The sequence below is a fragment of the Stenotrophomonas sp. JAI102 genome, assembly GCF_013409105.1.
Taxonomy (GTDB): domain Bacteria; phylum Pseudomonadota; class Gammaproteobacteria; order Xanthomonadales; family Xanthomonadaceae; genus Stenotrophomonas; species Stenotrophomonas maltophilia_AA.
Genome location: NZ_JACCCI010000001.1, coordinates 568,430 through 581,517, shown reverse-complemented (window position 1 = coordinate 581,517; position 13,088 = coordinate 568,430). Strand labels below are relative to the sequence as shown.

Here is a 13,088-nt window from a genome sequence, read left to right as displayed (position 1 = left end):
GCGATTGTACCCATGCCGGCGGGCCGCCGGCTCAGGCCGGGTTGAACATCTGCCGCACGCCCCGGAGCAGCTCGTTCACGCTGAACGGCTTGGGCAGCAATGACATGCCCTGCCCCAGGAATTCATTGCGCACGGCCGCACTCTCCGTATAGCCGGTCACGAACAGCACCGGCAGATGGGGCCGCAGCACGCGTGCCGCATCGGCGAGCTCACGTCCGTTCATGCCCGGCAGGCCGACATCGGACAGCAGCAGGTCCAGCTCGCGGTCCGAATGCAGCTCCAGCAGGGCCTGCTGTGCGTTGATGGCTTCAACGACCTGATACCCGGCCTCGACCAGCATCTCGCGCACCATCATGCGCACCGAGTCGGTATCGTCGACCAGCAGGATGCGCTCGGCGCTGCCACGGGGCAGCTGTACCGGTGCGACAGGTGTCTGGTCCGCAGGCTGCAGATGCCCCTCCGGCAGCAGGAGTTCGATCTCGGTGCCTTCGCCACGCTCGCTGGCGATGCGCGCACTGCCACCGGACTGGCGTGCGAACCCGTAGGTCATCGACAGTCCCAGCCCGGTGCCCTCGCCCTGCGGCTTGGTGGTGAAGAAGGGCTCGAACACCTTGGTCAGCAGCTCTGCGGGTATGCCCACGCCGTTGTCGAGCACGGTCACCGTAACGTAGTGACCCGGCGCCAGCTCATGGTCCCGCTCGATCTCGACACGCCCGGCGCGGATGCGGATCAGGCCTTGGCCGGCCAGCGCATCGCGGGCATTGATGACCAGGTTGAGGATCACGTTCTCGAACTGGTTGGGATCGGCGACCGCGATCAGCGGTTCAAGACCCAGCTCCAGCTCGAGTTCGATGTTCTCACCGATCGATCGCTGCAGCATGTCTTCCAGCGAGCGCACCCGCGCCACGACATCGAAGGTCTGTGGATCGAGCGGTTGCTTGCGGGCAAACGCGAGCATGCGCTGGGTCAGCGCGGCCGCGCGGTGCGCCGAGCCCGTGGCGATCTCGACGTAGCGGGAGGCCTTGTCCCATTTGCCGCTGGACGCGGCGATCTCGATCATGTCCAGCCCGGAGATGATCGTGGTCAGCAGATTGTTGAAATCGTGCGCGATGCCGCCGGTGAGCTGGCCCAGCGCATCCATCTTCTGCGCCTGCATCAACTCGATTTCGGTGCGCTCGCGCTCGGCGATCTGGAAGGCGAGCTCGGAGGTCGCACTCTCCAGTTCCTGCCGCTGCTCGTTCGCACGCGCATGCTGTTCGGTGGTGTCCTCGATGTGGACGAGTCCCTGCCCGGCGGCCTGGTACGGCGTCACCCGCCATTCGGTCATGCGGATCGACCCGCCGACGCGAAGGCTGAAGGTGCCCTGCCAGCGCTCGCCTTCGGCCAATGCCACTTTCAACGCACTGAGGGGAGCGACCTGGTCCTGCAGCAGCTGGTCGAGCTGACCCGGCCCTGCCTGCTGGCCCAGCAGGCGGGTGAAGGCATCGTTGGCATCGTGGGCGTTGAGCGACGCATCCAATACCGCGATCGGCGCATTGATGTGACGGTAGATCTCCCGGAAGCGCGCTTCCGTCTCGCGCAACGCCTCTTCAGCGCGGCGGGCGCGCAGCAGGCTGCGCAGCGTCGCCAGCAGCACATCCGGATCGACAGGATGGATCAGATAGCCATCCGCACCGGCGTTGAGGCCGGTGATCATGTCGCCGGTGGCGATCGACGCCGCGGAGACATGCACCACGGGCAGCAACTGCAGGCGGGGGTCTTCGCGTAGTTGGCGGACGACATCGAAGCCGCTCATGTCCGGCAGGTTCACATCCAGCACCAGCGCGCCGAAATCATGCTCGGCCAGCCGCGCCAGGCCCTCACCGCCGGTACCGGCTTCCTCGACATGGAACCCGTGGTGCTCCAGCACGCGGCGCACCGCGTAACGGGTCGCCACGTTGTCATCCACCACCAGGATGCGATCAGGAATCGGCATTCACGGCCTCCGTGGCCAGGGTCAGCGGCAGCACTACGTAGAAATTCGAGCCGGTGCCGATCTCGCTCTCCACGCCGACATGGCCACCGAGCAGCTCGGCGAAGCGCTTGCACAGCGACAGCCCGAGGCCGGTACCGCGCAGGCGCTTCTGCAGCGGCGTATCGACCTGCACGAAATCCTCGAACAGGGTCGACTGCAGCTCCGCCGGAATGCCGATGCCGGTATCGCGGACACTGAAGCGCACCGCGCTCTCCCCCTCCAGTTGGGTCGATACCACGACCTGGCCGCTGGGGGTGAACTTCAGCGCATTGGAAATGAAGTTGCGCAGGATCTGCGCCAGCTTCTTGTCATCGGTGTACAGCATCGGCATGACCGGCGGATCCTCGAACAGCAGGTCCACCTGGTTGCCTTCCACCAAGGGGCGGAACATGCCGCGCAGCGCGGAGAACAGGTCCATCAGGTCGAACCAGGCGGGCGAGATGGTGATCCGCCCCGCCTCGATCTTGGCCAGGTCGAGCAGGTCATCCACCATCTCGCGCAGTTCGCTGGTCGAGGTACTGATGAAACGGACCTGCCGGCGCTGTTCCTCGGTCAGCGGCCCATCCATACCGTCCTCCAGCAGCCGCGTCATGCTCAGGATCGAGCCCAACGGCGTGCGGAACTCATGGCTCATGTAGGACAGGAACCGGCTCTTCAGCTCGGAGACCTCGCGCAGCTGCTCGGCCTGCTCGTCCAGCTCGGCATAGAGCGCCAGCACACCCTGGTTGGTTTCATCCAGTTCAGCGCGCAGCGCATCGGCTTCCAGACGCAGCCGTTGGAGCTCCTGATCGTGGGGCGTGGCGCTCAATGCAGGTCTCCAAGACGCAGGGCAACGATGCCGGCGTCATCCCGGCCACGATCGAAATCACGGTGCAGCACCGCCACGATCAAGGCCGGGTGGCGGTGCAACAGGCCGGGGTAGTCGCGCAGGCTCCAGCGCGCCTGCAGTCCATCACTGTGCATGACCAGAAGCGTGCCTGCCGCCGCGTGAAAATGGAATGGTTGTGCCTTGCGGTACTGCACCCCGACGATGCCCGGGTGCGATGCCAGCCCGCGTGAGCCGGTGGGCTCGCACAGACTGGCGGCAATGTTGCCGATGCCGGCGAACTCCACCTGGGCACTCGCCACGTCCACGCAGGCCACCGCCGCCGCACCGCCGCGGGTGCCCGACATGCCGGCATGCAGGACGCCGATCAATGCTGGCGCGCCAACCGCGGACGACTCGGCGACGGCATTCACACCGGCCTGCGCTGCATCGGCGGCGGGCAATCCATGTCCCAGCCCATCGATCACGGTGACCGCCACGGTCTGTCCATCGGCGCGCAGATGCCAGGCATCGCCACAGGCCAGCTCGTGGCGCATGGGAATGCGCAGTGCACCGTAGGGCACGTCGATATCGCCAGGCGCACGACTGGCGTAGATCCGCGCCACCACGACCGCGCCTTTGGCGTCCGACCATGCGTCCAGCACGGTGGCCTGGCGCTGGATCGCACCGAGCCCCAGCCCTTGCGTGCCGCCGGTCGAGTAGCCGTCCGGCAGGCACTCGGCCAGGGAAAAGCCCGGACCGGTGTCCACGGTGCACAGCTCCACACCGTTGGCGCCGCGGCCACAGACCTCGGACAGGTACATGCGTCCACCTCGCCCATGCTTGAGCACATTGGTGGCCATCTCCGTGGCCACCAATGCCGCGCGGCCGGCGTCCATTTCATCCAGGCCGATCAGATCGGCCAACGCCAGCGCTTCGCGCCGGGCCTGCCCGACCTGTGAGGTTTCCTCGACCACCACGATCCGCGTCACCCGGCCGCCGAAGTTCAGCTCCATTTGGTGATCGTGATACGGGTGCCCTGCCCCGGTGCACTCTCCAGTTCGAACTCATCCACCAGCCGGCGCGAACCGGACAGGCCCAGGCCCATGCCCGAGCCGGACGACCAGCCGTCGGTCAAGGCCTGTGCGACATCCGGAATGCCCGGGCCGTTGTCGGCGAAGACCAGCCGTACGCCCTTGCGCAATCCCTTCTCGACCACGTCCCAGTCCATCGTCCCGCCGCCACCGTAGATGACGGCATTGCGGGCCAGTTCGCTGGCGGCGGTCACCAGCTTGGTCTGGTCGATCAAGCGCAGCTTGCAGGCCACGCAGATCTGACGTGCGGCCTGGCGGGCCAGCACCACGTCCTGCTCGATGCGGATCGGCAGCGAACCACTGGACGCCGTCATGAGTTGGCTTCGTCGTCGTCGGTGCGCTGCAGCAGCTTCATGCCCCGCTCCACATTGAGCGCGGTGCGTACGCCACTGAGCGTCAGGCCCAGCTCCACCAGCGTGATCGCCACGGCCGGCTGCATGCCGACCACCACCGTGGTGGCATCCATGATCCGGGCCAGCGAGGAAATGGTGGCGATCATCCGCCCGATGAACGAATCGACGATGTCCAGTGCGGAAATATCGATCAGCACACCGCGCGCGGAGGTGCTGCGGATCTTCTCGGTGAGGTCGTCCTGGAGGGTCAGCGCCAGCTGGTCATGCATGTCCACCTGGATGGTCACCAGCAGCAGATCGCCCATCTGCAGGATCGGGATACGCTCCATCTCAGCGGGCGGTCCGGGTGACGGTCTGGCCGGTGCGCTTGAGCGCCAGCGCCAGTGCGTCGGCCAGGTTGGCCTTGGTCACGATGCCATTGAGGTCCAGGCCCAGGTGCACGATGGTCTGGGCGATCTGCGGGCGCACGCCGCTGATGATCGCATCGGCGCCCATCAGGCGGATGGCGGTGACGGTCTTCAGCAGATGCTGGGCCACCAGCGTGTCCACGGTGGGGACGCCGGTGATATCGATGATGGCGATTTCAGACCCGGTATCCACGATGCGCTGCAGCAGCGACTCCATCACAACCTGGGTGCGCTGCGAATCCAGCGTGCCGATCATCGGCAGCGCCAGCACGCCCTCCCACAGCTTCACCACGGGGGTGGACAGTTCGAGCATTTCTTCCTGCTGGCGCTGGATCACGTCTTCGCGCGTTTTCTGGAACGCGGTAACCGTGTGAAGACCCAGCTGATCGATCAGTTCGGAGATCGCCCACAGCTGGTCGCCCAGCCCTGCCGGATCATTCGCGTAGCCCTGCTGGATCACCTCGAACAGCGGGCGCTTCAGCGAGAAGATGAAGCTGGCGGTTTCCGAAGAATTGAATCCCTTCAGGACGCGCTCGCGCGACAGTTCCTCCAGGAAACGGCGGATGTCCTGCCACTCTGCCCGCGCGACGGAGCTGACGTCCGTGGCCGACAGAGCGTCCAGGAACAGGCGCCAGAACTCGCGGACCTGGGTGTCCAGCTCGCGGGCGGAAAGCCGACCGTCCTGGGCGCGGCCAGAGTGGCTCAGGGTGCCGGCCCACGCGGCCAACAAGGGCTCCTGGTGGCTGCGGATGAGATCGATCGTGCGCTGCTGCAAAGCCGCCATGGAAAAGGTCCTGGAAAAAGGGGAACACCGCGGATGGGCTGGGGCCCCAACCACTGATATGAATGGGGCCGCAATTCTCAAAGCTTAAATGAATTCAGGAATATTGGGCACGACGACGGCTGCCGGCGGCGTGAAGAATCCCTGCACTTCCCTGACTGGTTCAGATATCGACAGCGCAGGCCGGCGCAGCATCTTTGCAGGCGCAAGCCACCGCAACGGATCAGGCCGCCCGAAGGCGGCCTGATGGTGAATCGTTCAGCGCAGCAGCGCGAACAGGAGCAGCAGCGGAATCGGGATGCCGAGCATCCACAGCAGAATGTACTTCATGGTGTTTCCTCCCTTGAGGTGGTCAGGATCACAGGTCGCGGCGGCGGCCGCCCCAGGTGGCACTCAGGCTGGCGATGAAAGCACCGATCAGCAGCGTGATGAACAGCCAGAGCGCGGCGTAGGCGGTGGCCTTGCGGGCATCGTCGGCAGCCTGCTTGGCCTGCTCCTTGGCGTTGTCGAGCGCCGCACGCAGGCGGGTCTGGACATCGGTGACGCGGGCCTGGGCTTCGGCCTGGGTCATGCCGGTCTGCGCCGCCACCAGCTGCGCCAGATACTGCGTATCGGCCGGATCCATGGTGTCGGACTTCAGGCTGTTGACGATGATGCGGTTGACCTCGGTGCGGACCTCACGGCTGTCCGGGCGACGGTCGGTACCCGGCATCGGGCGCGGTGGCGGCAGTGCGCCGTTCGCGGGCGGTGCGGGCGGTGCCGCCGGATCGGCGGGACCGGCCGGCGCTGCGGTCGGGCTGGCGCGGAACAGCGAATCCACCCAGTACTGCAGGTCACCCTGGTCATTGCCCATCGCCGCCGAACCTGCACCGGCTGCGGCGATACCGCCTGCAGTCGAGGCGGCGGCACCTGAAGTAGCACCGGCCACCTTGGCACCCGCGCCGAGGATGCCGCCAATGGCGGAGGTCAGCAGCGCGGCAGTGAGCAGGGTGGCCACCGCCCACGAGACGAAACCATGCGCGGTGTCGCGGAAGTAAGTCTCATCACCGTGGATGTTGCTCCACTTCGTGCGCAGGCGGCCCGCCAGATAGCCACCCAGACCGGACGCGGCGATGGCGGTAAAGGTCAGCCAGGCGATGCTGGACCAGCCGAACGTCTCAGCCGTCACACCTTCAAACGACCACGGCGACACCGATGAAAGGCCGAGGCCTACACCGAGTATCACCAGAATCAGCGAGAGCGCCGCCGCGGCGATCGCACCGGCCAGGATGGCACCCCATGACACAGCGCTGTCACGCGGAAGATCCACCACCGGCGGTGGGGTAACCACGGCCACGGTCGCCGCAGCGACGGGCTCTGGGTGGGCGTAATCGCCTCGGGTATTCATAGCGTGTGGCACTCCTTTTCATGCGCTGCGGACGCAGCTCGCATCGGCAGGCTGCGCTCGCAGTCGTGAAATACGCGAGACGCTGAAAACAAGACGGCGTGGACGCGATGGCGTCATCGCTGAGCCTAACCGCAGCTCAGACGCGACGGCCCAACAGCATGAAAACCCCGAACAATCCGCCCAGCGCCCCGACAATGGCCAGCTCGATGGACGGCGTATGCAACCGCAGCGCCATGACAATGCACATCGCGCCCAGCGCGACGATCACGGCACCGATGGCGCGGGCACGTACGGATCCGTAGAACCAGGTGCGACGGATCGGTTCGGTCAGCGCTGGCTGCTGCCGATGCCAGGTGTCCAGTGCGTGCTGGAACTCACGCAGCAGCCGGTCGCGACTCTGCAGGTCCGCCGCGCTCACCAACAGTGTCGCCCTGCCCGGCCGCACCAGCGTGAGGTAGTCGTCGGTTCCCCAACGGGACAGCTCGGCAAACGGCACGGCATCGCGCCGGGAGAACATCAGGCCGTCGGGCATCACCATCACCTCGTTGCGGGTGGGAAATCCCTGGAATGCGAGCAAGGGTGGAATCACCAGGCACAGCAGGGCGACCAGGATCGCGATGCCCACCGGTCCCCGATTGAGCACGATGAGCATGAAACTGCCGGCGGCCAGTGCGAAGGCCAACGGCACAGCCAGTTGATGCCAGCGGGTATAGACCGAGACCTGGATTCCCTGCAGGGGCTTCATGTTGGGTTCCCTCCTCCATCGGGACGCGGCGGCGGCATTGAGCGGCGTGCGGCCGGCCATGCGCCCGGCCAGTGGGCGCTTCCTGCCCCATGGTCTTCGATCTCGGCGTCAGCGGCAAACCAGCGCTGATATCAAAACGGCATCGGCCTGCCATTGTCGCGCCCGGAATAATGCCATCGCATCCTCACAGATGGGGGCTCACGCCTATGCAAAAATGAGGGAACTGTGGCACACCGCGTCGCAGTGACCGGTGTGAGCTCCTGACGACCAGGCGACGCCGTGCCATTCGGGCGGTGGTCACCACTGGCAACGAGCAGGAGTCAATGCATGTCCTCGAGGAATTCCGGCGCAAGCGCCTTGGAGCTGTCCAGCTGCGCGCGTGAGCCGATCCGTACCCCCGGCGCGATCCAGCCTTACGGATTGATCCTGGTCCTCGATCACCTGACATTGACGGTCAACGCCCGCGCAGTCGCGCAACCGGACCTGATCGAGGCGCTCGGCGACCCCTTGGGGCACTCTCTGGAGGCGGTGCTCGGCGGTACCCTGGCCCACTGCAGGCCGCTGCTGGAAGCGCTGGAGCAAGGCGCTTCGCATTTCCTGGGAACGCACCCGGTGGGCACCGCGGGCCATCACCACACCGTGGCGCACCGGATCGGCGATGAGATCATCATCGAACTGGAAGCGCCGGTACCGGGTGAGCCGGGCTCGCTGGAAGACCTGTACCCCTCGATCCGCCGCTTCATGGCCGCCATCGAGCGTGCGCCCACCACCCAGGCACTGTGCGAGCTCGCCGCCGAGCACATCCGCGCCTTGACCGGCTTCGATCGCACGATGCTCTACCAGTTCGACCCGGACTGGAACGGCGCGGTGCTGGCCGAAGACCGCAATACCGTACTGCCCTCCTACCTTGACCTGCGCTTCCCGGAATCGGACATCCCGGCCCAGGCACGCGAGTTGTACCGGCAGAACCGCGTCCGGCTCATCGCCGACAGCCACTACACTCCCGTCCCGCTGGTGCGGCTGCCGGCCAGCGCCGATGCGCCGCCCACGGACCTGGGCCCGGCGATGCTGCGCAGCGTCTCGCCGGTGCACCTGCAGTACATGCGCAACATGGGGACCGGTGCGTCGATGTCGGTCTCGGTGCTGTGCGAGGGCGAACTGTGGGGCCTGATCTCCTGCCACAACCAGGTCGCGCGCCGGGTGCCGTACCACGTGCGCACGGCCTGCGAGTTCATCGGCCAGATCCTGTCGCTGCAGATAGCGCTGAAGCAGCGCGCGGTACTGATCGAAGAGCGGATCGCGCGACGGGCCTTCCAGGTCCGGCTGCTTGGGCGAATGGCCGGCGATACCGACTTCATGGCCGCGCTCGGCCGCGACCAGCCCAGCCTGCTCGCGCTGACCCACTCCACGGGCGCGGCGATCGTGCATCGTGGAGAGTGCATCCTGCACGGTGACTGCCCGAGCCAGCGCCAGGTGATGCAGCTGGTCCAGTGGCTGACGGCGCAGCAGATCGAAGGCGATATCTTCTGCACGGACACGCTGCCGCAGCGATGGAAAGAGGCGCAGGCGTTCGCCGGCGTCGCCAGTGGCGTGCTGGCCATCTCCATCTCGCAGCTCCACGACAGCTTCGTGATCTGGTTCCGGCCGGAGGTGGTCCGCACCGTGCGCTGGGGCGGCGATCCGCGCAAGGAAGAGACCGGTCAGCCGCTGTCGCCGCGAACCTCGTTCGAGGGCTGGAAGCAGACCGTGCGCCAGCAGTCGCTGCCCTGGAACGAGGTGGACCGCGATGCCGCGCTGGAACTTCGCGCCGCGATCGTGGACATCGTGCTGCGCAAGGCTGAGGAAATGGCGGCGTTGAACGAGCAGCTGCTGCGCAGCAACAAGGAGCTCGAAGCATTCTCGTATTCGGTCAGCCATGACCTGCGCGCGCCGTTCCGCCACATCGTGGGCTATTCGGAACTGCTGTGGTCCTCGGCCGGCGAGCGATTGAACGATTCAGAAAAGAGATTCCTCGAGACCATCGTGGAGTCGGCAAAATCGGCCGGGACGCTGGTGGATGACCTGCTCAGCTTTTCGCAGATGGGCCGCTCGACCATGGGCCAGATCGCGATGGAGATGACCGCCTTGGTGGATGACGTGCGCCACAAGCTGGACATGGAATACACCGGTCGCGCCATCGACTGGCAGATCGCAACGCTGCCCAAGGTGCTCGCCGACCCCGGCATGCTGCGGCTGGTCTGGCAGAACCTGCTGGCCAACGCGATCAAGTTCACCCGCGACACGCCCGAACCCCGCATCGAGATCGGGCACGAACGCACGGACACCGAGGACGTCTTCTTCGTGAAGGACAACGGCTGCGGTTTCGACATGCGCTACGTGGACAAGCTGTTCGGCGTGTTCCAGCGGCTGCACCACGTCGATGAGTACGAAGGCACCGGCATCGGCCTGGCCAACGTGCACCGCATCATCACCCGCCATGGCGGCCGCACCTGGGCCCAGGGCCAGGTTGGCGCCGGCGCGACCTTCTTTTTCACCATCCCCTTTACTGCTGGAGACCACCTATGAGAGATCTGCGACCGATCCTGCTCGTAGAAGACAACCCGAAAGACGCCGAATTGACGATGGCGGCGCTTGCGCGCTGCCAGCTGCTCAACGACGTGACCCATGTGCGCGACGGCGTGGAAGCGCTGGAGTATCTGCGCTGCCAGGGACGTTACGAAGGGGCCATGCACGGCGGGCCCGTGGTGGTGCTGCTGGACCTCAAGCTGCCCAAGCTCAACGGTCTGGAAGTGCTCAAGGAAATCCGCACCGACAGGGCCCTGAGCAGCACCCCGGTGGTGATGCTGACCTCCTCGCGGGAGGAGCAGGACCTGATCCGCAGCTACGAGCTGGGCGTCAACGCCTTCGTGGTCAAGCCAGTGGATTTCAAGGAATTCCTGGAGGCGATCCAGGGGCTGGGCATGTTCTGGGGCATCACCAACCAGCCGCCGCCGCACGGCACACTGTTCGGTGGGAAGAGTAGAAGCGATGGCTGAGGCTGCCACAACAGGGACCATCAGCATCCTGATGGTCGAAGACAGCGCGCTCGATGCAGAGCTGATCAGCGCGCAGCTGCGGCGCGCCGGCCTGCCGTTCACGGCCGAGCGCACCTGGTCGCACCAGGGCATGCTCGACGCCCTGGGCACGGCCTCCTTCGATGTGATCCTGGCCGATCACGTGCTGCCGGGCTTCGATGGCGACGCGGCCCTCACGCTTGCCAGCGAGATCGCACCGGAGACGCCCTTCATCTTCGTCTCCGGCACGCTCACCGAAGAGCTGGCGGTGAAAGCGCTCAAGCGCGGCGCGCGCGATTACGTGGTCAAGTCGCGCCTGCAGCGGCTCCCCGATGCGGTCGTCCGGGCCATCCAGGAAGCCCAGGAGCGCCGCCGGCTACTGCGCGTGGAGGCCGAGCTGCGTGACAGCCACCAACGGCTGAAACTGATCACCGATTCACTGCCAGCGCTGATCGCCTACTTCGGCCACGACCACCGCTACCGCTTCGCCAACAATGCCTACTTCGAGTGGCATGGGCTGACCCCGGACACCGTGGTCGGCCGGCATACGCGCGAGATCATCGGCGAGGACAGCTTCAACGGCATCCAGCAGCATCTCGATCGCGTACTGGCCGGTGAGAAGGTGAGCTTCGACATGCTGTCGCTGCGCAGCAACGGTACCCCCCGCCATGCACAGGTGGACTGCGTGCCCGAGCTGGGCCCCGACGGGTCGGTGGTGGGTTACTACGCCATGGCCCGCGACATCAGCGAGCTCAAGCAGGCGCAGGCCTTGTTGAAGGCCAGCAACGAATCGCTGGAGCGCCAGGTGGATGAGCGGACCTCGGCCCTGCACCGCAGCGAAAGCCGGCTGCAGGCCCTGTTCGAATCCAGCTTCCAGCACCAGAACCTGCTGACGCTCGATGGCTACATCATCGACACCAACTCCGCCTCGCTGGCCGCCATCCTGGCCGACAAGCAGGACGTGCGCGGCAACCTGTACTGCGAATCGGCGTGGTTCGCCGATACCCCCGGAGTACCAGGGGTGGTCTGCACCGCCATCCTCGAGGCCGCGGCCGGCACCGCCTCCCGCCATGAGCTGGAGCTGCGCCTGCCGACCGGCAAGCGCACGTTCGACTTCTCGTTCCGGCCCCTGTTCGATCATCAGGCGCGGATCACCGCCGTCGTCTCCGAGGCCGTCGAAACCACCGCGCGCCGGCAGGCCGAAGAGGCGCTCCGGCACAGCCAGAAGATCGAGGCGGTGGGCCAGCTGACGGGCGGCATCGCGCATGATTTCAACAACATCCTGACCGTGATCGCCGGCAACATCGAATACGCCAAGATGCTGACCGACCGGCTCGGCGACGCAGCGGGCAACTCCTCGCGCGCCCTCGACAACGCCATGAAGGGCGTCATGCGCGCGGCCAACGTCACCCAGCGGCTGCTCGCATTCTCGCGCCGCCAGCCGCTGAAGAACATGCCGGTCGATCTGAACGAAGAAATGCGCGGCATGCAGGACATGCTCAAGCGGTCGCTGGGCGAACTGGTGCAGATCGACATGCTGCACAGCCCGGATATCTGGTGCGTGGAGATCGATCCGAGCCAGCTCGAGGCCTCGATCCTCAACCTCGCGGTCAACGCACGCGATGCCATGCCCGAGGGCGGGCGCCTGACGATCGAGGTCGACAACATCCACCTGGACAAGGATTACGCGGCACAGCACCCCGACGTTCCCCCCGGCCAGTACGCCATGGTCCGCGTGCGCGACACCGGCCAGGGCATGTCGCCGGAGGTGATGGCGCGCGTGTTCGAGCCGTTCTTCACGACCAAGGAGGTCGGCCGCGGCACCGGGCTGGGCCTGTCCATGGTCTACGGCTTCGCCAAACAGTCCGGTGGGCACGTCCTGCTGGATTCCGCCGAGGGTACCGGCACCACGATCACGCTGCTGTTCCCGCGTTCGGCCGCCGAACTGCCCAGTACCCGCATGGCCGACGCCCAGGCGCTGGATGCCTTCGAGGTCGAGGAGGACACGACGGTCCTGGTCGCCGAGGACAATGACGATGTCCGTGCCTATACGGTGGACACCCTGCGCCAGCTGGGTTACCGCGTGCTGGAGGCCCACGACGGCCCCTCCGCGCTGCGACTGCTCGACCGGACCGACGTGCGCGTGGACCTGCTGTTCTCCGACATCGTGATGCCGGGCATGTCCGGCTGGGCGCTGGCCAAGGAGGCGCTGGCCCGCAAGCCCGGCCTGCGGGTGCTGTTCACCTCGGGCTATCCGCGCGATATCGACGCCAGCGGCGCGGTCGGCCGCAACATCGCCCTGCTGGCCAAGCCGTTCACCCGCAGCGATCTGGCGCGCTCCATCCGCACCTCGCTGCAGGATGAAAGCCCCGCCCACGACGGTGCCGCGTTGAACTGAGACCCCGAGCCCGGCGGGAGCCGTGACAGGCAGCTCCCGGCCGTCATGACG

11 protein-coding genes are annotated in these 13,088 nt (G+C 66.3%); 3 read left to right on the top strand and 8 right to left on the bottom strand.

Features of this window, described 5'->3' with window-relative positions:
* Window positions 1-31: 31 nt before the first annotated feature.
* The 8 genes from HDC96_RS02700 to HDC96_RS02665 form a co-directional block, all read right to left on the bottom strand.
* Window positions 32-1,975, bottom strand: coding sequence for a response regulator (locus tag HDC96_RS02700; RefSeq protein WP_179458632.1), 1,944 nt, complete (start codon window positions 1,973-1,975; stop codon window positions 32-34).
* Window positions 1,962-2,822 carry an ATP-binding protein gene (locus tag HDC96_RS02695; RefSeq protein ID WP_179458631.1) on the bottom strand — a complete coding sequence of 287 codons (861 nt, stop codon included), beginning with the start codon at window positions 2,820-2,822 and terminating at the stop codon, window positions 1,962-1,964. The genes HDC96_RS02700 and HDC96_RS02695 overlap by 14 nt, the downstream gene beginning before the upstream one ends.
* Window positions 2,819-3,835: an ATP-binding protein gene (locus HDC96_RS02690; RefSeq protein ID WP_179458630.1), complete on the bottom strand. Its 1,017-nt coding sequence runs from the start codon at window positions 3,833-3,835 to the stop codon at window positions 2,819-2,821. The genes HDC96_RS02695 and HDC96_RS02690 overlap by 4 nt, the downstream gene beginning before the upstream one ends.
* Complete coding sequence (locus HDC96_RS02685) at window positions 3,826-4,227, bottom strand: anti-sigma regulatory factor (protein ID WP_176988606.1); 402 nt, start codon at window positions 4,225-4,227, stop codon at window positions 3,826-3,828. Before HDC96_RS02685 ends, HDC96_RS02690 begins: the two co-directional genes overlap by 10 nt.
* A complete protein-coding gene (locus tag HDC96_RS02680) occupies window positions 4,224-4,595 on the bottom strand; it encodes an STAS domain-containing protein (RefSeq protein ID WP_179458629.1) in 372 nt (123 codons plus the stop codon). Before HDC96_RS02680 ends, HDC96_RS02685 begins: the two co-directional genes overlap by 4 nt.
* A gap of 1 nt (window position 4,596) precedes the next feature.
* Window positions 4,597-5,457 carry an STAS domain-containing protein gene (locus HDC96_RS02675; RefSeq protein WP_179458628.1) on the bottom strand — a complete coding sequence of 287 codons (861 nt, stop codon included), beginning with the start codon at window positions 5,455-5,457 and terminating at the stop codon, window positions 4,597-4,599.
* 355 nt (window positions 5,458-5,812) lie between these two features.
* A complete protein-coding gene (locus tag HDC96_RS02670; RefSeq protein ID WP_179458627.1) occupies window positions 5,813-6,841 on the bottom strand; it encodes a hypothetical protein in 1,029 nt (342 codons plus the stop codon).
* Window positions 6,842-6,977: 136 nt separating this feature from the next.
* Entirely contained in the window at window positions 6,978-7,586 is a 609-nt protein-coding gene (locus HDC96_RS02665) for a hypothetical protein (RefSeq protein ID WP_179458626.1), read from the bottom strand.
* Window positions 7,587-7,913: 327 nt separating this feature from the next.
* Between HDC96_RS02665 and HDC96_RS02660 the strand changes: the two genes are divergently transcribed.
* From HDC96_RS02660 to HDC96_RS02650, 3 genes are read left to right on the top strand one after another with little or no spacing between them, the layout of a single operon-like run.
* Complete coding sequence (locus HDC96_RS02660) at window positions 7,914-10,151, top strand: ATP-binding protein (protein ID WP_179458625.1); 2,238 nt, start codon at window positions 7,914-7,916, stop codon at window positions 10,149-10,151.
* Complete coding sequence (locus tag HDC96_RS02655; protein WP_179458624.1) at window positions 10,148-10,621, top strand: response regulator; 474 nt, start codon at window positions 10,148-10,150, stop codon at window positions 10,619-10,621. Before HDC96_RS02660 ends, HDC96_RS02655 begins: the two co-directional genes overlap by 4 nt.
* Window positions 10,614-13,037: a hybrid sensor histidine kinase/response regulator gene (locus HDC96_RS02650; protein ID WP_179458623.1), complete on the top strand. Its 2,424-nt coding sequence runs from the start codon at window positions 10,614-10,616 to the stop codon at window positions 13,035-13,037. Before HDC96_RS02655 ends, HDC96_RS02650 begins: the two co-directional genes overlap by 8 nt.
* Window positions 13,038-13,088 lie beyond the last annotated feature (51 nt).